Genomic DNA, 23,194 nt, shown 5'->3' with positions numbered 1-23,194 from the left:
CGCCGCTCCGGCGCCCTGCGGGATTGGCTAGGCTGGAAGCAGCAGCACAGCACTTCAAGGAGAGACAATGCCCGAACCGCGCCGCATGGCCAACACCACCGAACTGGCCGCCGGAAAATCTAACGGAGCGATCTGGAAGCTGGAACCCGAGCAGCGCGACCTGGACGCCAACGTCATCTCCCTGGCCCCGGGCGAGGAGATCGGGCAGCACCAGGGCCCGGAGCTCGACGTGCTGCTGCACGTCTTTGCAGGTTCCGGGGTGCTGCGCACCGCCAGCGGATCCATCGAGCTGGCCATCGGCGACATCATCTACCTGCCCGCCCGCTCCCAGCGGCAGTTCGTGGCAGGCGACGCCGGCTTGGGCTACTTCTCGGTGCACCAGCGCAAGCACAAGGCCGGGCTGATGCCCAGCCTGCGCAGCTAGTCCCAGGCTCCCGTTTCGAGGAAGCGCTCGAGCTGCGCTTGATAGGGCGCCAGGTCCAGGCCCTGCCCGGCCACCCAGTCGGGGTTGTAGTAGGTCTTCGCGTAGCGCTCGCCGGAGTCGCAGATCAGCGTCACCACCGAGCCCTGCTCGCCGCGCTGCAGCATCTGCGCGATGATCGTAAAGGCCGCATAGAGGTTGGTTCCGGTGGAACCGCCGGCGAAATAGCGGGTCTTGGCGCGCAGGAAGTGCATGGCGGCCAGCGAGGCGGCGTCGGGCACCTGCACCATGCGGTCGATCACCCCGGGGACGAAGCTCGGCTCCACGCTGGGCCGGCCGATCCCCTCGATGCGCGATCCGCGGCCCGTGGCGTAGCCCAGGTCCCCGGTGCGCCAGCCCTCATAGAACGACGAGCCTTCCGGGTCGCCCACGCAGATCCGGGTCTCATGCCGCTTGTAGCGCGCATAGCGCCCGAACGTGGCGCTGGTGCCGCCGGTCCCGGCGCCGACGACGATCCAGCTGGGAATCGGATGCGCTTCGGCAGCCATCTGCGCGTACACCGACTCGGCAATGTTGTTGTTCCCGCGCCAGTCGGTGGCCCGCTCGGCATAGGTGAACTGGTCCAGGTAGTAGCCGCCGGTGCCGGCGGCCAGCTCGCGGGCCGCCGCGTCGACTTCTCCGGCCGCGTCCACCAGGTGGCAGCGGCCGCCGTAGAACTCGATGAGCTCGATCTTCTCCGCGCTGGTGGACCTGGGCACCACCGCAATGAACTCCAGCCCCAGCATCCGCGCGAAGTAGGCTTCGGAGACCGCGGTGGACCCGCTGGAGGCTTCCACCAGCGTGGTGCCTTCGGCGATCTTTCCGTTGACCAGCCCGTAGAGGATCAGCGAGCGGGCCAGCCGGTGCTTGAGCGAGCCGGTGGGGTGCACCGACTCGTCCTTCAGGTAGAGCTCGATCCCCCAGTGGCCGGGGAGCTCGAAGCGATGCAGGTGGGTGTCGGCGCTGCGGTTCGCGTCAGCGTCGAGCAGGGAAATGGCACGTCGTACCCAAGGCTCAGTCATGCTTCCACTCTAGCCGTGGCGAACCGTTTTGGTCCCCGGGCCGTGGTACGTTCGGAATCGTGAAGACAAGGCTGGTTACCGTGGGCTATGCGGCCGCCATCCTGCTCGGCTTGGGCTGGGCGGCATGGGCGGTGCTTTCGGCCGCCGGGCTGGAGGACATCGCCGGCGGCTGGCTGGGGCCCGACGCCACCGTCGCCTCCGTTCCGCCCATCGGGCAGCTGCCCTGGTTCGGGCTGATGGCCGCCGTGGCGTTCTACGCGATCTGGCAGTGCCTGCCGCAAGAACGCACCGGGCTGCACCACCGGCTGCGGCCCTGGGTGCTCGGCGCGGTGCTGTGCAATGCGCTGTGGGTGGCGTTCCTGGAGCGCGACCGCATCGGCGCCTCGCTGGCCTTCGGCCTGCTCCTGCTGGCCCTGCTGATCCGCATTGTGGTGATGGTCGGCAGGACCGCGGCGCTGCGGCAGGTGGACCGGTGGATCACCCGCGCCAGCTTCGGCCTGTTCGCCGGGTGGCTCTCGGTGATCGTGCTGGCCGAGGCCGTCGCCTTCACCGCGCACTCCGGCGCCGACGCCGGCTCGCTGATGTTCAAGGGAGCCTGCGCGCTCGCGGTGCTGCTGCTGGCGCTCTTCCTCAGCGCGGTCAGCTTCAAGAACCCGATGGGGATCTACCTGAACGCCGGTGCGCTGTGGGTGATCGGCTGGATCATCGCCGACCGCTATACCGGGCAGTCCACTTCGCCGGGGTTCGCCACGGTGCTCTCGGTCGCCGCGATCCTGATGCTGCTGTGCCTGTTCAGCGCGTTGCGCACCCGGATCCGCGCGCTGCGCCCGCCCTCCCAGTAAGTTCCCAGTTCGCAGTGAGCGCAACGGCACGTCCTTGAGCGCCAACCTCCGGCTGGCTAGGCTGGAACAGAGACCTCAAGGTCTACCCGACTCCAGGTCCACCAGAGAGGAACAACATGTCGAAGACTGCCAAGAGCTTGAAGCAAGTTGAGAAGTCGCTGGCGAAACTCGCCAAGACCGCCAAGGAAGAGCTGCCCAAGGAAATCCGCGGCAGCTGGAACGAGGCCGTCGCCGGCGTCAACACCGATGCCATCAGCAAGGCCGGCGCCAACCTGATCGAGAATGTCGGCGGGAACTCCAAGGCCGCCAAGCGGGCCCGCGCCTCCGTGGAGAACGCCGTGCAGGCGGCCCAGAAGAGCCTTTCCGCCCCGGAGAAGAAGTCCGGCAAGGGCGGCAAGTTCCTGCTCATCTCGCTGGTCATCGCCGCCGTGGCTGCGGTCGTGATCTCGCAGAAGAAGAACTAGTTTTAATCAGCGAAGGCGTGGCACCTGCGGGTGCCACGCCTTCGCTGTGCCCGGGGCCGGGCTGCTCCCGGACTACTCGACCCGTGCTACTTGGCGCGGGCCCGTGCGCTCTTGATCGCCGCCGCCGCGCCGAGCAGCGCGATCACCGCGCCCACCGGGATCAGCCAGAAGCTGTTGGCGCCGGTGTCCGCGAGGTCCCCGCCGGCCTCAGGCTCGGTTGGCCGCCATTGCTGCGGCGCATCCGTGGGCGCCTGGGGCTGGTTGGAATCCTGCTGCGGGGCCTGCGAAGGGCTCGCGGTTGGTTCCGCAACCGGCGCTTCGCCCTGTTCCTCGCTCGGTTCTTCGCTTGGCTGCTCGCTCGGTTCCGGGCCGGCCAGGTCGAACACCTCATCGGCCGCACCCAGGTGCGCGAACACGGTTTCGCCAGTGGCGTCGTCCACCGCATCGTTGTCGGTCACCACGTAGACCTCGCCATCGGCAACGGCCAGGCCCTCGAGCTTCTCCTGGGTCCATCCGCTGGTTTCCTGCAGCGCCGGCAGCACATCGGCCGCCAGCATCTTCTGCACCAGCGGCACTTCCCCGGCCGCAGCATCCGGAAGCCGCACCTGGTAGATCTTCTTGTGCGCGGCACCAGGGCCCACCTGGTTATCGCGCTCGATCACCGCGTAGGAGCCATCGGGCAGGGCGGTGATTTCCGACAGGCCGTTCCAGGCGCCGTCCACCGCCGCTTCCAGCTGGTAGCCGTACCAGCTGAACTCGCCGGTGGCCGGGAGGTACCTGCCCAGGCGGACGTAATCCTCGCCGGGCAGCTCGCGCTGCACCGCGAACACCACTTCTTCCTCATCGTCCGAGCCGGTGGCGGCGATGCCTTCCAGCCCGTGCTTGCCCAGCTCCGCCAGTTCAGGCAGCGCGATTTCCTCCTGCACCACGCCTTCCGCGTCGATGCGCACCAGCAGGTTCTGCGCCCCGGTTTCCCCTTCATGGGCTGCCCAGAATCCGCCATCAGCGCGGGCGGTGATGCCTTCCAGGTCCAGTTCGACGCTGGCGCCGGTGACCGCCATCGAGGATTCGACGGTGGCCGGGGTGCCGGCCTCCAGCGTGTAGATGCGCGGCTGGTACGCGTTGTCGCTGACTGCGAAGAGCTGCGAGGCATCGGCCGGGTTGGCCGACAGCCCGCTGAGCGCGCCGAACGGCACCGGATCGGCCGGATCGGAGGACAGCTGCGGGAATTGCGGCGCGGCGGCACCGAAGCTGAACAGGTTCAGCGCCGAACGCACCCCGTTCTCGGCCTCGTCTGTTTCCGAGGAGACGGCGAGCAGCTCGCGGCCCGGGATCGGCAGGATGCCCTCGGGCCCGTTGGTGGTGGGCAGGGTCTGCACGTACTTCGGCGCGCGCGGATCGGCCATATCGTATACCGCGACGAAGTTCCCGCGTTCGGAGGCGACGAAGGCGTAGTCGGTGCCCTGGTATTCGCCGATGGCCAGGCCCTCCGGCTCGGTGCCCTTCTTCCCCGCCCGGCCGTCGGGGAACAGCCCCTGGGACAGCGCGAGATGCTCGAAGCTGCTTCCGGCATCCCACACCGGTTCGCCGGTGCTCGAATCGAAGACGGTGAAGCCGCGGCTGCCGCCCTTCCAGTCGCCCTCGTTCGCGGTGGCCAGGTAGCGGTCCTGGATCCAGCCGATGGCATCCGGTTCGCGCGGCACGCCCAGCAGCGAGCCTGCGGGGTCGAGTTTTCCGTCCTCTTCGGTATCGATGCCTTCCAGGTCCACGGTGCCGGCGCTGAAGGCCTTGGCGATGGTGCCGCTGGGCAGGTCGATCAGCACGATGCCGTTGTTTTCCTGGAGGGAGACCGCCGCCTGGTTGCGCGAGTTGATGCTCACGTATTCGGGTTCCGGATCCTGCGGGGTATCCAGCCCCGCCTGCGCCAGCTCATCCAGCGCTTCGGGGTTCTCGCGGGTTCCGCCGGCCAGCGGCACCTCGCGCAGAGACCAGTCCGCCGGGGACTGGCCCACGGTGTCGAGGATCGCCACCGAACCGGCAGGGGCCTGCGGCAGCCCTCCGTCGCCGGCATCCTCGTCGCGTTCGTTCTCGATGGCGATCGCCGCATAGGCGCCGTCGGCAGACAGCGCGATGGAATCGGGCTGGCCCGGCAGCGCAATGCTGTGCACCAGCGTGCGGTCGGCGATGCGCACCACGTCCACGCGGCCCGAGGGCTCGCTGTAGCTGGTGGAGGTGTTGACCACCACCAGCACGTACTCGCCGAAGGCGGCGACACTGGTCGGCTCGTCCTCGGCGCTGTCCAGCTGGTGCAGCGGCAGGGTGCCCAGGCCCACCGGCTTCGCGGCGTCGGAAATGTCGACGAAGCCGATCTGGCGCGAGAGCGCATCGGTGTAGATCAGCGTCTGCCCATCGGCCGAGACCGTGGAGATTTCCGCGGCGGTTTCGGCCGCTGCGCCCTCAGGATGGTTCTGGTGCACCGGGTACGTGGCGGTGCGCTCGAAATAGCTTCCGCTCTCCGCGTTGGCTCCTGCGGCCAGTGCCAGCGGTGCAAGGCCCCCGGCCCCCAATGCCAGCGCGGCAAGGATGCCCGCTGACCTCTGTGCGGTTCGATTCACGTCGGTAGTCCCCCGAAAATTGCTTGGCGTTTGCTTGAGATGACCTCCCAAGATTCGCAAGCCTTTGAGACCGGCAGGCGAACACCAGGTGACGCGCGAGTGTCCGCTGGACGTCGCTTTCGACCAAGCTGATCCAGCAGGCAGGCGGCAGCTAGCCCCAGGGTATGAAGGCGCCGCTTCGGGCCAACCGGTCGCCCAATGGACCGATGACCGCGAACGAGTCCTGCCCAGCGAAACCCTGGACCGTGTCGCGCTGGATCAGTGTGGTGCCATCGGCCAGCTCGATGCTCATCGCAAGGACCATGCTGGCGCCGGTTGCCTGCCGCTGTTCTTCAAGGCGCCCGGCGGTGACCGCTTCCACGATCTGCGCCAGCTGCCCGATCGATGCCGCATCAGCTGGCCAGGTCCACTCGGCGCCGGCCACGGTGAGCACCAGCTGCGTGGGGACATCGCTGAAATCCAGCCGCCAGTGCACTTCGGCGGCGCCGGCGGCCCGCGGCAGCATCGAGATCTGGCCTAGGCTATCGGAGCGCACCTGGGCCAAGTGGCCGTAGCGCTTCGCCAGTTCCTCAGCGAGTTCACGCAAGTGGACGCTTGCGCTGCTGAGCTCGAACTGCGCGCGAGCGGCGTCTTCGCGCGCTGAGGGATCCGACGGGCAGTCCAATTGCGGATCCCAGTCGCAGATCTGCGGCAGCTGGTTTGGGTCGAGAAGTTCCAGGATGACGTGGATGAGATCGTGATTGAAGTCCGTGCCCGCAGGGACGCTGGTGGTCGGGGTGATCCTGGCCGGTTCCCCGGAGGGCTGCAGCACTCCGGGATCGCCGATGGCCGGCTCGTAGTGGTGGTCGATGTAGTGGATGTCCGCCACTATGCCGTGCACCGGACTCACCGGCATCCCGGATTCGCTGAACGTGTCGTGGTCATTCAGCTCGTAGACCACGGTGCCATCCGGGTAGCGCAGCCGCGCGATCTCCCAGAGCACCTTCTCGCCCACTGCGAAGCCCGGATGGCAGCAGGCATGAAGCGCGCCGGAGATGTCCAATTCGATCTGCATGGCACTACGCTAGCCTAGCGCGGGTTGCCGCGGCGGGAACGAACCGGCCAAAGCCCGATAGGATTGCCAAGTGGCCCATATCGACGTAACAGACATCCAGTATTTCCTTTCCGACGGCACCCAGTTGCTGGGCGGGGTGGCGTTCAAAGTCACCGCCGGTTCAAAGACCGCGCTGATCGGACCCAACGGCACCGGCAAGACCACCCTGTTCAAGATCATCGCAGGAGATCTGAAGGCCGACGAAGGCTCCATTAACCGCACCGGCACCCTGGGCATCATGCGCCAGTTCGTCGGGCAGGTGCGCGACGAGTCGACGGTGAAGGACCTGCTGCTGTCCACCGCCGCCCCGGCGCTGGCCCAGGCCGCCGCCAAGGTCGCCGAGTACGAGGCGAAGATGCTCACCAGCGAGGACGAGAAAGTCCACATGCGCTACGCCGAGGCGATCATCGAATGGGGCGACGCCGGCGGCTACGAGCTGGAAACCACCTGGGACAAGGTCTGCATGGCCGCCTTGGGTGTCGGCTTCGACAAGGCCGGGGACCGGCTGGCGCGCACCCTGTCCGGCGGCGAGCAAAAGCGCCTGGTGCTCGAAGCGCTGTTCGAGGGCAACGACGAGCTGCTGCTGCTGGACGAGCCGGACAACTACCTGGACGTGCCGGGCAAGCGCTGGCTGGAGGAGACGATGTCCCGCTCCAACAAGACCGTGCTGTTCATCAGCCACGATCGCGAGCTGCTGAACAACGCCGCTACCCGCATCGTCACCCTGGAGCCGGGCCATGGCGGGGCGACCGCCTGGGTGCACGGCGGGGCGTTCGGTTCCTATGTGGACGCCCGCAAGGAGCGCAACGAGCGCTTCGAGGAGCTGCGCAAGCGCTGGGACGAGGAGCATGCCAAGCTCAAGGAGCTGGTGAACATGTACAAGACCAAGGCCGCGTTCCGCTCCGACATGGCCAACCGCTACCAGGCGGCCACCACCCGGCTGGAGAAGTTCCTGGAAGCCGGCCCACCGCAGGCCATCCCGCTGGAGCAGAACGTGCAGATGCGGCTGAAGGGCGGTCGCACCGCCAAGCGCGCGATCGTCGCCGAGAAGCTTGAGCTAACCAACCTCATGAAGCCCTTCAATACCGAGATCTGGTTCGGCGACCGCGTCGGCATCCTGGGATCCAACGGCTCGGGCAAATCGCACTTCCTGCGCCTGCTGGCCTCCGGCGGCACCGACCCGGAGCGCGAGCACCTGCCGGTCTCCGACGTGGTCATCGAGCCGGTGGAACACGCCGGCACGGTGAAGCTCGGGGCGCGCATCCGCCCCGGCTACTTCGCGCAGACCCATTCGCGCCCGGACCTGTTCGGCCGCACGCTGCTGGAAATCCTGCACCGCGGCGACGAGCACCGCTCGGGCCTGCCGCGCGAGGCGGCCGCCGGCGCGCTGGATGGCTACGGCCTGGCCGGCCAGTCGGAGCAGAAATTCGACTCGCTCTCCGGCGGCCAGCAGGCACGTTTCCAGATCCTGCTGCTGCAGCTCTCCGGGGCGACGCTGCTGCTGCTCGATGAGCCCACCGACAACCTGGACCTGCATTCGGGCGAGGCGCTGGAACGCGCCATCGACGCGTTCGAGGGCACCGTCCTGGCAGTCACCCACGACCGCTGGTTCGCCCGTGGCTTCGACCGCTTCCTGGTCTTCGGCTCCGACGGCAAAGTCTACGAGTCCGACACGCCGGTGTGGGACGAGGCCCGGGTGCAGCGCGACCGCTAGGCCGCGAGGTTCTGGCGCGCCTCCAGCGTTCTGTCCGAGCGAAGCCCCTGCCAGGCGCTGAAGCCCAGTGACACCGCCAGAGCCGCCAACGCCGCAAGGCCGGCGGCCGGGGCGGTCGTCCAGATCCCGTTCTGGGCGAACAGCGCCGGCACCGTGCTGGACGGGATTCCGGCGCTGACCAGCAGCCAGCCGGCGAAGCGCTGCAGCTCGATGCCACCTAGCCGTTGCACCCCCAGCGCATGCTGCAGGAACAGGCACAGCCACATCAGCGCCCACGACAGCCAAATCACCGCGAAGATGGGATCCGTGCTCAGGGACATCACCGCCTTGTACACGGCGATCACCGCCACGAAGGCGCTGAACCAGCCGAAGGCGCCGGTATCGAAGCCGCAGAGCGTATTCAGGCCCACCAGAAGATAGGTCATTCCGAACAGGTAGCTCGGCCAGGCGCCATTGACCATCAGGGTGTCGCTGCCGGCCTGGACCATGATCAGCGTAGGCAGCAGGATTTGAACGCCGCCCACCATGAGGTTGAGCACTGCGGCCGAACGGGCCGGAATTCGGCCCAGGGACACCAGCCCGTTGATGAACAAGATCAGGCCTACGAAGACCAGCCCGACGTGGGCCATTGATTCCTCCACTCGCGCGGCTCACCCCCGGATGCGGATCCGGGAACCGGACCCGTCTCCTGCCGCTAACGACAGTTTCAGGTACCGATGCCCGGCTGGCAAATTCGGGTGAAATCGCTACTCGACCAGCTTGCCCTCCTGGGAGACTTCGGTGATCAGTTCCGCGATCTGCTCCGGGACCTCGGGAATCGCTTCGCGGGTGATCCCGGTGCTCGGCGACCAGACCAGGTTCACCTGCAGGGCCGGGTCCATGGCCGGGTAGTCGCTGCGGTTGTGGCAGCCGCGGGTTTCGCGGCGTTCGAGCGCCGCTTCCAGCGTGGCGCGTGCGGCCAACGCCGCGGACTGCAGGTCGAAGGCGTGCGCCAGGTCCTGGTAGCCGGCGATGTCCGGGTGGATTCCCACGTTCTCCATGCGCTGCTCGATTCTCTCCAGCTTCGCCAGGCCTGCCAGCAATCCCGCTTCATCACGCACCACCCCGGGATGCTCAGTCATCAGGTCCCGAATGGCGCGCTGCAGGCTGCGCACGTTTTCCTGGCCCCGGGATCCGAGCAGCTCGGCGATGTGGGTGCGGGCGGCGGTGACGGCCTGGGCCGAGCGTGGCTGGGCGGCCAGCGACGCGGAGTACTGCGCCGCGTGTTGCCCCACGATGCGCCCGAAGACCAGCAGTTCGATCAGCGAGTTGCCGCCCAGCCGGTTGGCCCCGTGCAGCCCGGAGGAAGCCTCGCCGATGGCGTAGAGCCCGGGAACCTCGGTGGCATGCGTCAGCGGATCCACCCACACCCCGCCCATGGAGTAGTGCGCGGTCGGGGCGATCTCCATCTTCTGTTCGGTGATGTCCAGCATCTGCAGTTCCATCATGGTCTGATAGACCCGCGGCAGCCGCTTCATGATGACCTCGCGGTCCAGGTGCGACACGTCCAGCCATACTCCGCCGTTTTCGGTGCCGCGGCCCTCGCGGATTTCGGTGTAGGCGGCCAGTGCGACGCGGTCGCGGGTGGACAGCTCCATGCGCTTCGCATCATAGCGGGCCATGAAGCGTTCGCCCAGCGCATTGGTGAGGATGCCACCTTCGCCGCGCGCGGCCTCGGAGACCAGGGTTCCGGCGTCGCTTTCCGGTTCGATGATGCCCGAGGGGTGGAACTGCACCAGTTCCGGGTCGCGCAGCCGGGCGCCGGCCTGGACAGCCAGGCGGAACGAGTCGCCGGTGTTCTCGTCGCGGCGCGAGCTGCTGCGGCGCCAGATGCGGTTGTGCCCGCCGGCGGCCAGGATGACCGCGTCAGCGTGGATGAGGTAGCCGGTGCCATCGTTGACGTCGAAGCCGTAGGCGCCGAAAATCCGGCCTTCGGCGGTGAGCAGTTCGGTGATGTAGACGGTGTCGAGGATCGGGACCTGTAGCTGCTCGGCCCGTTTGATGAGGGTGCGCTGGATTTCCAGCCCGGTGTAGTCCCCGGCGAAGGCGGTGCGCCGGAACTTGTGGGCGCCGAAGAAGCGCTGCGAGATGCGGCCGTCGGTTTCGCGGGCGAAGTTCATGCCGTAGCGTTCCAGGTCCTCGATGCCGCGGGCCGCGCCTTCGGCGACGACCTGCACGGTGCGCGGATCGGCCAGGAAGTAGCTCTCCTTGATGGTGTCCGCCGCATGCTGCTGCCAGCTGTCCTCGGCGTCCATCGTGCCCAGCGCCGCGTTGATGCCGCCGGCGGCCAGCGCGGTGTGCGCATCGTGGCGCGGGCGCTTGCCCACGGCCAGCACATCGGTGCCCGCCTCTGCCAGCTCGATGGCCGCGCGCAAGCCGGAACCGCCGGTGCCGATGACCAGTACGGAAGTGGATATCTGCTGTTCATTTCTCATGTTTTCCAGCATCGACCCGCGCCAAGAATACGTCCAATGAATTATTGGCATGATGTCCATAGCAGTAGGCTATGCAGCATGAACCTAGAGCAATTGCGCGGCTTCACCGCCATCGCCGATGTGGGGCACTTCACCCGGGCTGCCGAACAGCTGCATCTGACCCAGCCCTCCCTGAGCCGGCAGATCGCCACGCTGGAGCAGGAGCTGGGCTCCGAGCTGTTCCACCGCGCCCGCGGCAACATCACCCTCACCGCCGCCGGACAGGCCGTGCTGCCCCGCGCGCGCCGGATGCTGGCCGACGAGGAATCCATCCGCACCGAAATGGCTGATCTGGCAGGGCTGCGACGCGGCCGGGTTCGCCTGGGCGCGCCTCCGTCACTGTGCGTTTCGCTGGTGGCCGAAGCGCTGTCGATCTTCCGCACCCGCTACCCCGGGGTGCAGCTGCAAATGTTCGAAGCGGGATCGCACAAGCTGCTGGAGCAGCTCGACGGCGGCGCGCTGGATCTGGCGCTCATCGTGACCTCGGAACACGCGGTGAACGGCAGCCATCTGGAGAACCTGCCGCTGCTGGAAGAACAATTGGTGGTCATCGACTCGCTGGAGCACCCGCATCTGGCCGGCAGCGAACTCGACCTGCGCGCGTTGGCGCCAGTGCCGCAGCTAGCCTTCGCGCACAGCTACGACCTGCGCGCCAGCACCGCTGCGGCCTACAAGCTTGCCGGCCTGATGCCGAACATCGTCGTGGAAGGCGGGGAAATGGACGCGGTGCTGCGCTTCGTGCAGCGCGGGCTCGGCGTCGCCGTGGTTCCAGCGACGGTGGCGCTGGACGCCCCAGGCGTGCGCTCCATTGCCCTGCGCGAACCGCTGGCCCGCACCATCGGACTGGCGCACCGGCGCGATGTCTCATTGACCCGCGCGGCCGCGGCCATGCAGCACCTGCTGTCCGAAACGGCCGCGCAGCTGGCGGCCAGGCACGGGCAAATCAGCTACCTAGCTTGATCCCCAGGTGGCTGGCCATCGCCTCGCCCAGCAGGCCCAGCTGCAGCGAGCTGATCTGCGCGCCGCGCAACCCATCGACACCTTCCACATCAGCGAAATCCAGCCCCTGCAAATCCACCTCGCGCAGTTGCGCACCATGGCAGTTGATCTGCCCTGCCCGCGAATCGGCGAAGCCCAGGCGCTGGATCTGTCCGCCCAGATCGATCTCCTCGAACTGGCAATTGCGGAAGCGCACGTCCCGCACCGTGGCGCCGCGCAGGTTCAGCCAGCCGAATTTGCAGTTCTCGAACGCCACGCCATCAAGCTGTGCCTCAGCGAAATCCGCGGAGCCGAAGCGGCTGTGGTTGACCCGCACGTCGTTGAGGAACACCCCGGCAGCCTGCAGCGCCGGTGCCCCGGCCTGCTCGAGCTCGCACTGGATCAGCCGGGCGTTGCGCAAGGACTCGATCTGCACGGAACTGAACCGGCATTCCTCCAGCCGCGCGCCATCGGCCGCCAGCGGTGCATCGAAATTCCGGAAGTGCAGCAGTTCAATGTAGTCGTCTCCCAGGTCTCCGCGGTAGCCGCGGGCCAGCTCGGGCAGGGTGAAGCGGCGGATCCTCGGTGCCAATGCGCGTCCTTAAAGTTGTTTTCCGGCCAGATTCCCGGCGACGTCTTCCAGTGCCACGTCCAGGTGCGGCCAGCGGAATTCGTAGCCGCTGTCCTGCAGCACCCCGGGCAGCACCCAACGGGACTTCAGCAGCATTTCGGGTTCCACGCGCAGCACGAACATGGCCGGTTCCAGCATCCAACGATACGCGGGTAACCCGAATTTCCTGCCTGCGGCGCGGCGCAGCGAGGCCATCAGTTCCCGATTCGCCACCGGGTACGGCGAGCTGAGATTGACCGGCCCGGAGATTTCGGGGTGCTCGATGATATGCCTGATCGCGCCGAGCGCATCATCCACGTGGATCCAGCTGAAGCGCTGGTTCCCGCGCGTGCGATGCCAGCCGCTGCGTTCGGATCCGCTCGGGTCTTCCCCGATGCCGCGGTACCGCCGATGCGCAGGCCACCAGCCATCGTGCTGCGCCCCGCCAAGCCACAGCCGCGCAATGGCCAGCAGCTTGCGCGTGGCTGGGCCATCGCCGAGCACGATCGCCATGCGCAGGGCCACCCGGCGCGTGGGCAGCTGGCCGCGGAAGAACTCGCGTTCCCAGTTGCGCGCCACATCCACCGAGAAGCCTTCACCGATCCGGCCGTCGGCCTCGGTGTTCGGCGCATCCATGCTGTGCCGGTAGATGGTCGCGGTTGACGCATTCAGCCACAGCTGCGGCGGATTCGCGGCCCGGCTAACCGCTTCGTGCAGCGCACGGGTCGTGTCCACCCGCGAAGCGAGGATCTCGTTTCGGGCCGCATCGTGATAGCGACACCCGACATTCTTCCCGGCCAGGTTCACCAGCAGATCCGCGCCGTCGACCAGTGCCTCCAGCCCCGGGCCATCGCCCCACTGGGCATCGGACTTCTCGCCGCGGCCGATCACCGCCACTTGGTATCCGCCCTCGCGCAGCTGCGCGATCAGCCGCACGCCGATGAACCCGCTGGCTCCTGCCACTACCGCCCGCCGTGCAGCGCCGCCCATTGTTCCCCGCTAGAAGTCGTTGATCACCAGTTTCTTCATCTTCAGCATATTCTCGAAAGCGCCGGGCCGCTCCATCAACTCGCCCATGTTCGACGGGACGATCTGCCAGCTCACCCCGAATTTGTCGGTGAGCCAGCCGCAGGCCTCGGCTTCGGGCACCGCCGACATAGCATCCCAGACGCGGTCGATTTCGGCCTGCCCGTCGCAGTGCCATTCCAGCGAGACGCCGGGGGTGAAGGTGAAGTCCTGCGGCACACCCGAGTCCATGGCCGCCACGCAATCCTCGCCCAAGGTGAATTGGGCGTACATCAGCGCCTCGGCGGTGGCGGATTCTGTCGGCTGGCCGTACGGGTAGGCGCTGTCCAGCTTCGCGCCGAGCACCTGCCCGTAGAATTCGATGGCCTCGGCCGCACGGTTCTGCGCGGCACCGCCGAACATCAGCGAGGGAATCACCGACGCGCGGGGCTCGACCGGTTCGCTGGATTCCATCAGCTGCCAGGAAACGCCGTACTTGTCTTTCACCCAGCCGTAGCGTGTGCTGAACGGGTAGGCATCCAGCGGCATCAACGCGGTGCCACCTTCCATCAACGCGGACCAGGTGGCGTCGAGCGACTCGCGCTGGCCGGTGTTGAAGACCAGGATGATCGATATCGAGGGATTGGGCGCGAATTCTCCGCCGGCGTTGACCAGCGTGATTTTCGTTCCGCGCACCCACAGGGATACGGTCAGCGGCTTGCCAGCGAAAGGTTGCTGGAAATCCAGCAGCCCTTCGTTCGGGTAGCGCGATTCAACTTCGGTAGTTGCCTCCGGCAAGGAGCGGGCATAGAACTCCCCCGCCTCCTCGCCATTGCCTTGCATCCATAGGTTGACAGTGAGATTTTGCATGACGGACCTCCTCGCTGGGCGATGCTCCCAAGCTACCCCTTCAAGCCCGCTGGCAACAGGCGGAACAGTGATTTTTCAGCCCCGGTTCACCTGCGCGTCCCGCGATGTTCGCCCGGTGAACTCGTCCATCGAGTGGTACACGCCGATGACCTTGCCCGCCACGAAATCCCACGCCGCTCGGGGCAGAACGCCGCGCAGCAGCTGGCCCAGCTTGCTGGTCCACGGCATCAGCACCAGCGGGGTGCCCGCAAGCATCGCCCGCCACGCGCGGTCCACCACCACTTCCGGTTCCAGGATCGGGGTCAGCAGCATCGACTTGGCGCCGGCGAACATGCCGGTGCTGATATAGGTCGGGCAAATCGTGCTCACGGCGATCTGGTCGTTGTCCTCCAGTTCGAGGCGCAGCGAATCGCTGAAGGACAGAGCCGCGGCCTTGGAAGCAGCGTAGACGCTCATGTTCGGGTTGGACACCAATGCGGCCGCCGACGCCATGGTCAGCACCCGGCCCTTGCCTCGCCGCCCCAGCTGCGGAAGCAGGGCGTGGGTCAAGTACATCGGGGCCAGTGCGTTGACCTGCATGGTCGCGGTAATCTGCGCGGTGCGGTGTTTCGCGAAGGACGTGCCGGTTACCACCCCGGCGTTGTTGACCAGCACGTCGATTCCCCCGCTCTCAACCGCTTCGGCTGCGTAGTGGTGGATCTGGGCCGGGTCGGCAAGGTCCACCACGTACGCCTCGACAGTGCCGCCGAGCCGGCGCAATTCTTCGGCGGCCGCGTCGAGCCTTGCCGTGTCGATATCCCAGATGACCACGCGCGCCGCGCCTTCGCGGCAGGCCTGCTTGGCGAAGAGCAAGCCCATCCCCTGCGCCGCCCCGGTGATCAGGACATGCAAACCGGCTACCGATTCAAGAGGCGTCTTGCCCATATCTGTACTCCTTCAGGATCCGTATGGCATCAGCCTAGCCTGTGTCGCGGCTAACAATTGGGCTATTTTCATTCAGTGCGCCCAGCATTCACCGCTAGCCTTGGAGCATTGGACCGACTTGTCGAAAGGACGACCGTGCGCATTGACCGCTTGGACGCGGATTTGATCGAACTGCTTACCGAATCGCCGATGCTGCCGGTGATGGAGTGCGCCCGGCGCCTGGGTGTTGCCCGCGGCACGATCAGCAGCCGGCTGGCCCGGCTCCACGAGGCCGGCGTCATCCAGGGCATCATCCCGCGGATCAAGCCTGCCGGGTTCGGCTACACGCTGGTCGCGTTCTGCCAGGTGGAGATCATCCAGCGCTATGGGCATGACCCGGTGGCGACCGCGCTGGAGGAATCCATCCCGGAGATCGTCGACATGTACACCGTGACCGGCAGCTCGGATTTGCAGTTGCGCGTGGTGGCCCGGACCCCCGAGGACCTGCAGGAAATCTTCAACCGGATCAACAAGGTGCCAGGTGTGGCAAGGACCTCATCGTCCTTCGCCCTGCACGAGCATTTCCAGGGGAGAACCCTGCCACTGGTCGCAGCGTGCGCTAGGAGCGCGGCCGATGTGGAAAAGAGTGGGCAGATTGACCAGTAAAATGGGCTACTTGGCGGAGAACGCTATGCAGCCTGCATAGGAACAGGGGTCGCGATTGCGCCGGCAGATTCAAGCAACCTACAGTCGATGCTTGTGAATCGCGACACGCGAGGATATGAGCAGGGCCACCGCTGACCACGCACCACGGCTTTGCCATACGAACGATTGCCGGCCTCGTGCAGCTCTGGCAGTCAGAGAGGAACCTCATGACCCTTCACCAGCGCCCCTCCTTGCAGGATGTGCCCGCTTACAAGCAAGGCAAACCCGCAGCCGCTGGAGCCTCGAAACTTTCGTCCAACGAGTCGCCGCATGCGCCGTTGCCATCGGTGCTGGACAGCATCCAGGACGGCCTGGCCACCATCCACCGCTACCCGAGCATTGCGGCACCCGAACTGACCGGCGCGCTCAGCGCGCAGTTCGGCATCCCGGCCGAGCACATCACCCTGGGTGCCGGATCGGTTGAGGTCGCGGCCCAGATCATCCATGCAGTCGCCGCCGAAGGCGACGAGGTCATGTACGCGTGGCGCTCCTTCGAGGCCTACCCCTCGCTGGTGCGCATCGCCGGGGCCACCCCCGTCGAGGTGCCGCTGGATGCCGAATGCCGACACGATCTTCCAGCCATGCTGGACGCCATCACCGAGAAGACCCGGCTGATCTTCATCTGCAATCCGAACAACCCGACCGGCACCGTCGTGGAGGCCCAGGCGCTGGATGAGTTCATCAACGCCGTGCCGCGCAATGTGCTGGTCGTCGTCGACGAAGCCTACGTGCATTTCGACCGTTCGGCCGTGCGGGCCGACGGGATCGAGCTGTTCCGCAAGTACCCGCATGTGGCGGTGCTGCACACCTTCTCCAAGGCCTACGGGCTGGCCGGCTTGCGCGTGGGATACGCGATCAGTCCGCTGGAAGTCGCTGCGAACCTGCGCAAGGTCGCCGTGCCGTTCGGCGTCACCGACCTGGCCCAGCGCGCTGCGGTGGCCTCGCTGGCCGCCGTTGACGAACTGTCGGTGCGCATCGAGGAAGTCGTCGCCCAGCGCGAGCGGATGCACGATGCCCTGGCCGCCGCCGGATACCCGGTAGTGAAGTCGCAGGCGAATTTCGTCTGGGTCGATGCCGGCGAGTCGACCGTGGAGCTCGAAGCCATGCTGGCAGCCGGCGGCGTGGTGGTTCGCGCCTTCCCGGGTGAAGGGTTGCGGATCTCTTCGGGCACCGCGGAAGATGTCGACCGCGTGCTCGCCGCCCTGCCAGCCGTGCAGGAGGCCACCGCGTGAGCGCAGTCAAAGCCCCCGAGCAGCTGCATGCCGGGCTGACCCAGCGCCAGATCTCCATGATGGGCCTGGGTGGCGCGATCGGCGCTGGCCTGTTCGTCGGGTCCGGCCAGGCGATCTCCATTGCCGGACCGGCGGTGCTGGTCTCCTACCTGATCGCCGGCACTGTGATCATCGTGATCATGGCGATGCTTGCCGAAATGGTTGCCGCGAACCCCTCCTCGGGTGCGTTCTCGACCTTCGCCGGCCAGGCCATGGGCCGCAGCGCCGGCTCCACGCTGGGCTGGCTGTACTGGGTCCAGCTGGTCGTGGTGATCGCCGCAGAAGCCACCGGGGCCGCCGCCATTACCGCCGGGTGGGTGCCCGCATTCCCGCAGTGGGCATGGGTGCTCAGCTTCGTGGTGATCCTCACCGGGGCGAATCTGCTCGGCGTGCGCAACTACGGACGTTTCGAATACTGGTTCGCCGTGATCAAGGTGGCGGCGATCATCGCCTTCTTGGCCTTCGGCGCACTAGTACTGGCGGGCGTGATCCCCACCCCTGAACCGGTGGGCTTTGCCAACCTGGCCGCCCACGGAGGCTTCGCCCCCGGCGGCATGGCAGGGATTGCCGCGGCCGTGCTGATCGTCATCTTCTCCTTCGGCGGCACCGAAGTCGTCTCGATCGCGGCCGCCGAGTCCAAGGACCCGGCTGGCAACATCAAGCGCGTGGTCAAGTCGGTGATGCTGCGCATCCTGTTCTTCTACCTCGGTTCGATCCTGGTGATTGTCGCCCTGGTGCCATGGAATGACCCGGCCGTCGCCGAAGGGCCATTTGCCGCCGCGCTGGATGTCATGCACATTCCGGGCGTGGGCTTCATGATGAACGCCGTGGTCGTGGTCGCGCTGCTTTCGGCGATGAACGCGAACATCTATGGTTCCTCGCGCATGCTTTACTCGCTGGGCCAGCGCAAGCTCGCCCCGCGCGCCGTCACCCATGTGACCGGCAAGGGCGTGCCGGCGAAGTCCGTCATTAGCTCGGTGTCCTTCTCGTTCCTGGCCGTGGGCCTGAACTGGATCTGGCCGGATGCGGTCATGCCGATCCTGCTGAACGTGGTCGGTTCGACCATCATCGTCATCTGGGCGTTCATTGCCGTCACGCAGCTGATCCTGCGTCGTCGTGCGGACCGCGACGGTGCGCACCTGCCGTTGCGCCTGTGGGGTTTCCCGGGCTTGTCGATCGCGACGATCGTCCTCTTGGCAGCGATTGTCGCCATTGCGATGACCGATCCAGCCGCACGCACCCAGCTGCTGCTCACCGGCGGGCTGACCGCCGCGATCTGGGTGATCTCCAAGATCGCGCTGCGCGATGAGAGCGGGGATTCGGCGGACGCCTGAACATCTCCGTGAAGCCTAGGTCCAGCAATTGCCGGGCCTAGGCTTTTCTCTTTGCCATTTCGGTGATCCAAATTGGCGCGAAGGGGGAAATGCACCCGGCAGAGGTCGGATAGTCCGCCAGCACCTGCAGCGACTCGCCGATCGCCAGCGCGCGCGGGCGCAGCCGCTCATGCTCGATGCCGATCTGTGCCAGCGTCGTATTCATCGCCCATTGCAAGCGGTCCGGTGCGGTACGCATCTCGGCTTCGATGGTGTCCAGCAGCTGCTCCAAATCCAGCAGTTCCGGGGCCTTCACGACCTGGTGCGCGGTCAATTCCCACGCGGCAGCCTGTTGCACCGGGTCGGACTCCCCCATGAGCAGCACGCGGAGTTCTTCGAGCAGCTTGGATTTCTTAACGATGTAGCTCAGAAACCAGGCTTGGACCTTGGGAGTGGTGGCGTCCTTGCTCCAGGCCTGCAGCTGGTCGAGTAAAAAACTGCGTGGCTTGGCGATCAGCAGCGCGACCAGCCGGGTTGCGGTGTCCCCCGTCGCCCAGAGCTCGTTGGCAAGTTCCTGGTTGCTTTTCAACGCCTTGGCCAGTGCCCTGAGCTTGCCCAGGTTCACGCCAAAATCGTCGCCATGCTTCTCATTGACTGCCCGGTGCTTGGGGTCTTCAAGTTCGGCCAAGGCCTGCTGCACGTCGGCAACGGTGCTCTGCGGTGTCAGTTCCATGTGTCTTCCTTCTGCTGAAGCGGTTCAACGGGCTGACGCAGGATGGTGCGAAGCTTTTCCGGTGCCACCTTGCGCGGGTCGCCGAGGTAGATTTCGTGGTGCTTGCCGGTCATGCGCAAACCCTGCGCCGGAATGAATTCGTGGTGCATCGTGGCCAGAATTCCGGCTTCGTCATCGTAGGGGCCGATGTGCAGTGTCTGCACGCATTGGCCTTCAAGGAGCGTCTCGAAGCGGATGCGTTCGGGGCATGGCAGCTGCTTCTTCTCCTGTGCCGCTTCCACGGCTGACGCGAAGTCTTCCTCGGTGATCCATGCAGGAGCCATGAGCATCATCGTCCAGCTCCATTTCGACTTATCCCGCCGCTCGGTAAACACTGCCATGTCCTCGGCCCACCAGAGGCCTTCCAATGGCGGGACGACATAGTCGCGGCCCTGGGCCTTGCTCGCGAATTTGAGCTTGTAGGCGACGGGATACGGAGTTTGCAAGGCTTGCTGGTACGCATCGCTGGTGTTGGGATCTCCGGTTCCGTCGATCATCAGGTATTGTGCTGCTGGCACCTGCAGGACACGGATTTCCCCGGCTTTCGACCGGTATCCGTCCAGCGACTTCTTGAAGTCAATTTTCTCCGGCAAGGTCTCGCCTGAAGCCTTCCGTCTAGAACCATTTACGCCATTTGAATACACCATACAGGGCTGCGGCAAAGCCGAGCATGAGGCAGACTGCCACCGGGTAGCCGAATGACCAGTGAAGTTCTGGCATGTTATCGAAGTTCATCCCGTAGATCGCTGCGATCAGCGTCGGCGCGAACAGGATGGCAGCCCAACCCGAGATCTTCTTCATGTCCTCGTTTTGGCGCTGTGCTACAAGGGTGGAGTTCACGTTCAAGATCTGCGAGAGTGCATCCCTGTATTCCACGGCTTGGGAATGCGCGCGGGTGAGGTGGTCGGTAACATCCTGGAGGTAGGTTTCCAGTTCGTCCGGCACCGGGTACTTCTTGAACCCGTCATCGAGCGATTGCACCACTTCCAGCAACGACGCGGTCGCGTGCTGCATGTCGATGACTTCTTGGCTCAATCGGTAGATGCGTTCGGTGACCGCAGCGTCCCCGCTGAAGACTTGGCGTTCGATCTGTTCCTTGTCGATACCCAGCCCGTGGAGCACCGGGACGTATCCATCGACGATCTCATCCAGGATCCGGTACAGGACTGCCTCTGCGCCCAGACGGAGCAGTTCCGGGTCCTTGAGCAGCAACTGGTCCTTGCGCAGGCGCCCGTTCCTGATGGACTCGACGAACCCTTCGCCGTCGGTGCCATCGATCCATCGGTGGTCCTGGCAGAGGACAGCTACAGCGCCTTTGCGGACCAGGATGTGGAACTCGGACAGCTCCACTTCTTCGGTTTCGTCCAGGTACAGAGCCGAACGCACAACTAGCAGAAGCACCTCGCCGTAGCGTTCGAGCTTCGGCCGCTGGCGGGCGTGGACGAGGTCTTCAACGAGCACCGGGTGCAGGTCCCACGCCTCGGTGAGTTCTTGGATGTCAGCTTCATCCGGGGTGGGATAGAGTGACAACGCGATGCGCTGGGGTCCGGACTGGCCGAAGGCCAACGCATCGGCTGCGCTGGTGCCTTCCGGTGCGGATTCCACGGTGCCGTCGTCAATATAACGCACTGCCATCGAGGCATGTGATGACTGATGGGTTCCATAGGCTGCTCTGGCGTTCGCTGCCCGGCGTTGAAGTCGTGACATTTTGCTCCTGAATGATCTTCGTTCATTCAAGTATGGCAAGTCCCGAACGCATTTTGGCGTTGATCAGTTCTCCGGCTTTGCGACGGCCGATTCTTGGCGGCCGAAGCCTAGGGGTCGACGATTTCTGCATCCAGCTTTCCGGCACGCCACTGTTCCGTAGCCTCATCGGCCAACGCTTCAGCTTCCAACGCCTCTGCCGGTGTCATGAAATAGGTATTGATTCGCAATTTCTGCTCGGGATCCAATTCGGGTGAAAGCAGCACCATGGGTCTGCTTTGCGGGATCTTCACCGCATGGAATAGTCCGCAATGACGGGCCGTGTGATGGATCACGCAACTCAAGGCCGCATTCTTGATATCCGTTCGCCCGCCCTTTTCCCAGGCGTCCAGATGATCGATTTCGCACCGTTCGGCGGGCATGCTGCACCCAGGATAGGAACAGCCCCGATAGGCTGCCCGTATCGCCCTGCGTTGAGCCTTGGAATACAAGCGTTGCGTCCGGCCCAAGTCGAGAGGCAGGCTCTTTCCGTTCAGCACCACCGGATAGATCCCTGCTTGGCACAGCGCTGCCCTGGCTTCGCCCGGAGATAGCTGGATTCCCGAAGAAGTGACCGCGAAATCGGATGCCCGTGCCAGCATCCGCTCATAATTCAGGATGATGCTCACCTGCGGAGTGGCTAGTCCCGGTTGCTTGTTCGGCGGTCTTGCCGTTCGATCGCTCGTCAGCAGGGCCATGAAACCGATGAGCCGCCTGCGTTCAGGATTCAGATCTTCCCACGGGGCTGATTCGGTGCCTGGTTCCTGCTGGTGTTCCGTAGTTCCATGCTCATTCGCGGTTTCGGAAGCTGTTGCATCGTCTGCGTCCGTGGCTTCGGGCGCCTCGGTGTCCGCTTCTGCCTCGTCGGCATCGGCTTCGGTGCCTTCGGCATGATCTTGAGTCCAATCGGGCATGGACTGCTCGTCGTCCCAATCGCTGGCTTCTTCTCCCGTGAATTGCGCTTCGGCATCCTTCAAGCCCTCGCGGTTGCCCGCCACGGTCGCCGGGTTGTCCAGCGAGGCGAAGAACGCCTCGATATAGGCTGCTTGGGAAGGCAACGCCTTCACCACATATTCGATGAGGCCATGGCGAAGGCCCTTTTTGAAGATTCCGATGCTTTCCAGCAGTGCCTTGATCGAACGCTTACCGGCCTTCACTTGCGCCACCAAGTCGCTGATATGCTTCCGGGCCGATTTGGGCTCCGCATGCATGAAAGTCAAGGATTCTCGTTCAAGCTGCGCCTTCTTCGCCTCAGCAGCCTCCCCCTCGCCCAAGTCCTTGCGTGCCGAATGCAGTTTCTTGCTGGCCGCAAAGACCAGACGTGGGTCTGACGCAGGATCATTGAATTCGGTCGCAAGCTGGGGCAGCCACGGGGGCGTCGGCAGTCCTGCCTCATCGACGCCGCCTAGCAAGCAGTCAGCAAGGATGAGCCGTTCGCTGGCGGTGCCCAGCGGGATATCCAGCCAGTCGCGCATCATTCCACGCGTGTTCCTGAAGTGGGTCCGGCCGGTAATGGTGCGGCCGGCTGCATCTTCGATGTTCTGCAGCTTCGGGTGCTCGGCGGCTTCTTCGATAGCCTGGAAGGAAGACTGGTCGAGCTTGTGGGCACCGGTGCGGCGCAGCGCGTGCGCTGCGTGAACCTGGGCTCGGGAAGTCTGCTGGGCGATACGCTCGGTTAATTTGGCGTAGCAGGCAGCATGGCCGGCGGGGATATTGCCCGCACCAAGCACAGCGGTGGCTGCGCCGATGAGCTCGGAGGCTTCAGCGAGCTGTTGCAGTGCTTTGGCGGTGTCAGTGGTCATGGATACAGCTTGCACCGAATCCAGAGCGCGCAAAGGCGGGCTCGGCCAGACTGTGGAAAAGAAAAAATCCTGCGATTCGGCCCGAGCCGAATCGCAGGATTTTAATTTGTGGAGGTAAGGGTGTGTAGATTCACGACATATTAGACACATGAGTCCAGACATCCTAGACACTCACCCATTGACCTATGAGCTGCGTCATCCTTGACTCTGAGACATGTCCAAGAATCATGTCATCGTCCACCAAATCCGCGATGCCGGGATGAGCGTCACCACCGCGTCACGCCAATACAAAATCTCCCGCCAACGCATCTACCAGCTCCTCAAAGCGTACGACGCCGGCGGCGATCAAGCCCTGGAACCACAATCACGCCGGCCGCTGAGCAACCCACGAGCTACCGACCCGAAAACTGTCGAGCTCATCCTTGAACTACGCACCAAACTCACCGCAGCCGGGCTCGACGCCGGCCCACTGACCATCCAATACCACCTGGGCAATATG

The 23,194-nt window shown here is 65.4% G+C and carries 22 protein-coding genes; 9 read left to right on the top strand and 13 right to left on the bottom strand.

What is annotated here, in order from left to right:
- Nucleotides 1-67 precede the first annotated feature (67 nt).
- Entirely contained in the window at nt 68-424 is a 357-nt protein-coding gene (locus EKH49_RS15665; protein WP_038991241.1) for a cupin domain-containing protein, read from the top strand.
- Here EKH49_RS15665 and EKH49_RS15660 read toward each other — a convergent pair.
- Nucleotides 421-1,482, bottom strand: a complete 1,062-nt coding sequence (locus EKH49_RS15660) for a PLP-dependent cysteine synthase family protein (protein ID WP_073706163.1) — start codon at nt 1,480-1,482, stop codon at nt 421-423. The genes EKH49_RS15665 and EKH49_RS15660 overlap by 4 nt on opposite strands.
- Nucleotides 1,483-1,541: 59 nt before the next feature.
- On the opposite strand from EKH49_RS15660, the gene EKH49_RS15655 reads away from it, so the two are divergent.
- Both EKH49_RS15655 and EKH49_RS15650 read left to right on the top strand, forming a co-directional pair.
- Complete coding sequence (locus EKH49_RS15655; protein ID WP_128471589.1) at nt 1,542-2,324, top strand: hypothetical protein; 783 nt, start codon at nt 1,542-1,544, stop codon at nt 2,322-2,324.
- 116 nt (nt 2,325-2,440) lie between these two features.
- Nucleotides 2,441-2,788: a hypothetical protein gene (locus EKH49_RS15650; protein ID WP_038991245.1), complete on the top strand. Its 348-nt coding sequence runs from the start codon at nt 2,441-2,443 to the stop codon at nt 2,786-2,788.
- Between the two features lie 86 nt (nt 2,789-2,874).
- Here the strand turns inward: EKH49_RS15650 and EKH49_RS15645 are convergent, their stop codons facing one another.
- Nucleotides 2,875-5,403 (bottom strand): esterase-like activity of phytase family protein, encoded by a 2,529-nt coding sequence (locus tag EKH49_RS15645; protein WP_128471588.1) that lies wholly within the window; start codon nt 5,401-5,403, stop codon nt 2,875-2,877.
- 151 nt (nt 5,404-5,554) lie between these two features.
- Nucleotides 5,555-6,457 (bottom strand): hypothetical protein, encoded by a 903-nt coding sequence (locus tag EKH49_RS15640; protein ID WP_128471587.1) that lies wholly within the window; start codon nt 6,455-6,457, stop codon nt 5,555-5,557.
- A gap of 70 nt (nt 6,458-6,527) precedes the next feature.
- On the opposite strand from EKH49_RS15640, the gene EKH49_RS15635 reads away from it, so the two are divergent.
- Complete coding sequence (locus tag EKH49_RS15635; RefSeq protein WP_121866888.1) at nt 6,528-8,210, top strand: ABC-F family ATP-binding cassette domain-containing protein; 1,683 nt, start codon at nt 6,528-6,530, stop codon at nt 8,208-8,210.
- Here the strand turns inward: EKH49_RS15635 and EKH49_RS15630 are convergent.
- Both EKH49_RS15630 and EKH49_RS15625 read right to left on the bottom strand, forming a co-directional pair.
- Nucleotides 8,207-8,839: an AmiS/UreI family transporter gene (locus EKH49_RS15630; RefSeq protein WP_128471586.1), complete on the bottom strand. Its 633-nt coding sequence runs from the start codon at nt 8,837-8,839 to the stop codon at nt 8,207-8,209. The genes EKH49_RS15635 and EKH49_RS15630 overlap by 4 nt on opposite strands.
- Before the next feature lie 117 nt (nt 8,840-8,956).
- Nucleotides 8,957-10,684: an L-aspartate oxidase gene (locus tag EKH49_RS15625; RefSeq protein ID WP_128471585.1), complete on the bottom strand. Its 1,728-nt coding sequence runs from the start codon at nt 10,682-10,684 to the stop codon at nt 8,957-8,959.
- Between the two features lie 78 nt (nt 10,685-10,762).
- Here EKH49_RS15625 and EKH49_RS15620 point away from each other — a divergent pair, with 78 nt between their 5' ends.
- On the top strand, nt 10,763-11,683 hold the full coding sequence (locus EKH49_RS15620; protein ID WP_128471584.1) for a LysR family transcriptional regulator: 921 nt from the start codon (nt 10,763-10,765) through the stop codon (nt 11,681-11,683).
- Here EKH49_RS15620 and EKH49_RS15615 read toward each other — a convergent pair.
- The 4 genes from EKH49_RS15615 to EKH49_RS15600 form a co-directional block, all read right to left on the bottom strand.
- Nucleotides 11,667-12,293 carry a pentapeptide repeat-containing protein gene (locus tag EKH49_RS15615; RefSeq protein ID WP_128471583.1) on the bottom strand — a complete coding sequence of 209 codons (627 nt, stop codon included), beginning with the start codon at nt 12,291-12,293 and terminating at the stop codon, nt 11,667-11,669. The two genes, EKH49_RS15620 and EKH49_RS15615, sit on opposite strands and share 17 nt — an antisense overlap.
- 9 nt (nt 12,294-12,302) lie before the next feature.
- Complete coding sequence (locus EKH49_RS15610; protein WP_128471582.1) at nt 12,303-13,301, bottom strand: epimerase; 999 nt, start codon at nt 13,299-13,301, stop codon at nt 12,303-12,305.
- A gap of 9 nt (nt 13,302-13,310) precedes the next feature.
- Nucleotides 13,311-14,186, bottom strand: coding sequence for a VOC family protein (locus EKH49_RS15605; RefSeq protein ID WP_128471581.1), 876 nt, complete (start codon nt 14,184-14,186; stop codon nt 13,311-13,313).
- A gap of 75 nt (nt 14,187-14,261) precedes the next feature.
- A complete protein-coding gene (locus EKH49_RS15600) occupies nt 14,262-15,110 on the bottom strand; it encodes an SDR family NAD(P)-dependent oxidoreductase (protein ID WP_128471580.1) in 849 nt (282 codons plus the stop codon).
- Nucleotides 15,111-15,245: 135 nt separating this feature from the next.
- Here EKH49_RS15600 and EKH49_RS15595 point away from each other — a divergent pair, with 135 nt between their 5' ends.
- From EKH49_RS15595 to EKH49_RS15585, 3 genes are all read left to right on the top strand, one after another.
- The gene (locus tag EKH49_RS15595; RefSeq protein ID WP_038991263.1) at nt 15,246-15,755 is read left to right on the top strand and encodes an Lrp/AsnC family transcriptional regulator; all 510 of its coding nucleotides are present in this window, start codon (nt 15,246-15,248) and stop codon (nt 15,753-15,755) included.
- A 206-nt stretch (nt 15,756-15,961) separates the two neighbouring features.
- Nucleotides 15,962-17,026: a histidinol-phosphate transaminase gene (gene hisC, locus EKH49_RS15590; protein ID WP_128471579.1), complete on the top strand. Its 1,065-nt coding sequence runs from the start codon at nt 15,962-15,964 to the stop codon at nt 17,024-17,026.
- Nucleotides 17,023-18,399 (top strand): amino acid permease, encoded by a 1,377-nt coding sequence (locus tag EKH49_RS15585; RefSeq protein WP_128471578.1) that lies wholly within the window; start codon nt 17,023-17,025, stop codon nt 18,397-18,399. Before hisC ends, EKH49_RS15585 begins: the two co-directional genes overlap by 4 nt.
- Nucleotides 18,400-18,436: 37 nt before the next feature.
- On the opposite strand, the gene EKH49_RS15580 is transcribed toward EKH49_RS15585, so the two are convergent.
- The 4 genes from EKH49_RS15580 to EKH49_RS15565 form a co-directional block, all read right to left on the bottom strand.
- Complete coding sequence (locus EKH49_RS15580) at nt 18,437-19,111, bottom strand: DNA alkylation repair protein (RefSeq protein ID WP_128471577.1); 675 nt, start codon at nt 19,109-19,111, stop codon at nt 18,437-18,439.
- The gene (locus EKH49_RS15575) at nt 19,102-19,743 is read right to left on the bottom strand and encodes a GyrI-like domain-containing protein (RefSeq protein WP_236641204.1); all 642 of its coding nucleotides are present in this window, start codon (nt 19,741-19,743) and stop codon (nt 19,102-19,104) included. The genes EKH49_RS15580 and EKH49_RS15575 overlap by 10 nt, the downstream gene beginning before the upstream one ends.
- Nucleotides 19,744-19,765: 22 nt before the next feature.
- Complete coding sequence (locus EKH49_RS15570) at nt 19,766-20,785, bottom strand: magnesium and cobalt transport protein CorA (protein WP_236641203.1); 1,020 nt, start codon at nt 20,783-20,785, stop codon at nt 19,766-19,768.
- A 179-nt stretch (nt 20,786-20,964) separates the two neighbouring features.
- Nucleotides 20,965-22,695 (bottom strand): HNH endonuclease signature motif containing protein, encoded by a 1,731-nt coding sequence (locus EKH49_RS15565; RefSeq protein WP_128471574.1) that lies wholly within the window; start codon nt 22,693-22,695, stop codon nt 20,965-20,967.
- A gap of 214 nt (nt 22,696-22,909) precedes the next feature.
- On the opposite strand from EKH49_RS15565, the gene EKH49_RS15560 reads away from it, so the two are divergent.
- Nucleotides 22,910-23,194: helix-turn-helix domain-containing protein (locus EKH49_RS15560; protein ID WP_145964453.1), on the top strand; the 285-nt coding region annotated here is incomplete at its 3' end.

The sequence above is a fragment of the Glutamicibacter sp. HZAU genome (genome assembly GCF_004100365.1).
GTDB classification, from domain to species: Bacteria; Actinomycetota; Actinomycetes; order Actinomycetales; family Micrococcaceae; genus Glutamicibacter; species Glutamicibacter nicotianae.
This window is presented reverse-complemented; position numbering and strand designations above follow the sequence as displayed.

Excerpts from the sequence above, each read along its gene's own strand:
- EKH49_RS15570 (WP_236641203.1), bottom strand. The coding sequence starts at position 20,785 with ATGGCAGTGCGTTATATTGACGACGGCACCGTGGAATCCGCACCGGAA.
- EKH49_RS15580 (WP_128471577.1), bottom strand. The coding sequence starts at position 19,111 with ATGGAACTGACACCGCAGAGCACCGTTGCCGACGTGCAGCAGGCCTTG.
- EKH49_RS15610 (WP_128471582.1), bottom strand. The coding sequence starts at position 13,301 with ATGGGCGGCGCTGCACGGCGGGCGGTAGTGGCAGGAGCCAGCGGGTTC.
- EKH49_RS15660 (WP_073706163.1), bottom strand. The coding sequence starts at position 1,482 with ATGACTGAGCCTTGGGTACGACGTGCCATTTCCCTGCTCGACGCTGAC.
- EKH49_RS15565 (WP_128471574.1), bottom strand. The coding sequence starts at position 22,695 with ATGACCACTGACACCGCCAAAGCACTGCAACAGCTCGCTGAAGCCTCC.
- EKH49_RS15665 (WP_038991241.1), top strand. The coding sequence starts at position 68 with ATGCCCGAACCGCGCCGCATGGCCAACACCACCGAACTGGCCGCCGGA.
- hisC (WP_128471579.1), top strand. The coding sequence starts at position 15,962 with ATGACCCTTCACCAGCGCCCCTCCTTGCAGGATGTGCCCGCTTACAAG.
- EKH49_RS15605 (WP_128471581.1), bottom strand. The coding sequence starts at position 14,186 with ATGCAAAATCTCACTGTCAACCTATGGATGCAAGGCAATGGCGAGGAG.
- EKH49_RS15650 (WP_038991245.1), top strand. The coding sequence starts at position 2,441 with ATGTCGAAGACTGCCAAGAGCTTGAAGCAAGTTGAGAAGTCGCTGGCG.
- EKH49_RS15625 (WP_128471585.1), bottom strand. The coding sequence starts at position 10,684 with ATGAGAAATGAACAGCAGATATCCACTTCCGTACTGGTCATCGGCACC.
- EKH49_RS15620 (WP_128471584.1), top strand. The coding sequence starts at position 10,763 with ATGAACCTAGAGCAATTGCGCGGCTTCACCGCCATCGCCGATGTGGGG.
- EKH49_RS15630 (WP_128471586.1), bottom strand. The coding sequence starts at position 8,839 with ATGGCCCACGTCGGGCTGGTCTTCGTAGGCCTGATCTTGTTCATCAAC.
- EKH49_RS15640 (WP_128471587.1), bottom strand. The coding sequence starts at position 6,457 with ATGCAGATCGAATTGGACATCTCCGGCGCGCTTCATGCCTGCTGCCAT.
- EKH49_RS15600 (WP_128471580.1), bottom strand. The coding sequence starts at position 15,110 with ATGGGCAAGACGCCTCTTGAATCGGTAGCCGGTTTGCATGTCCTGATC.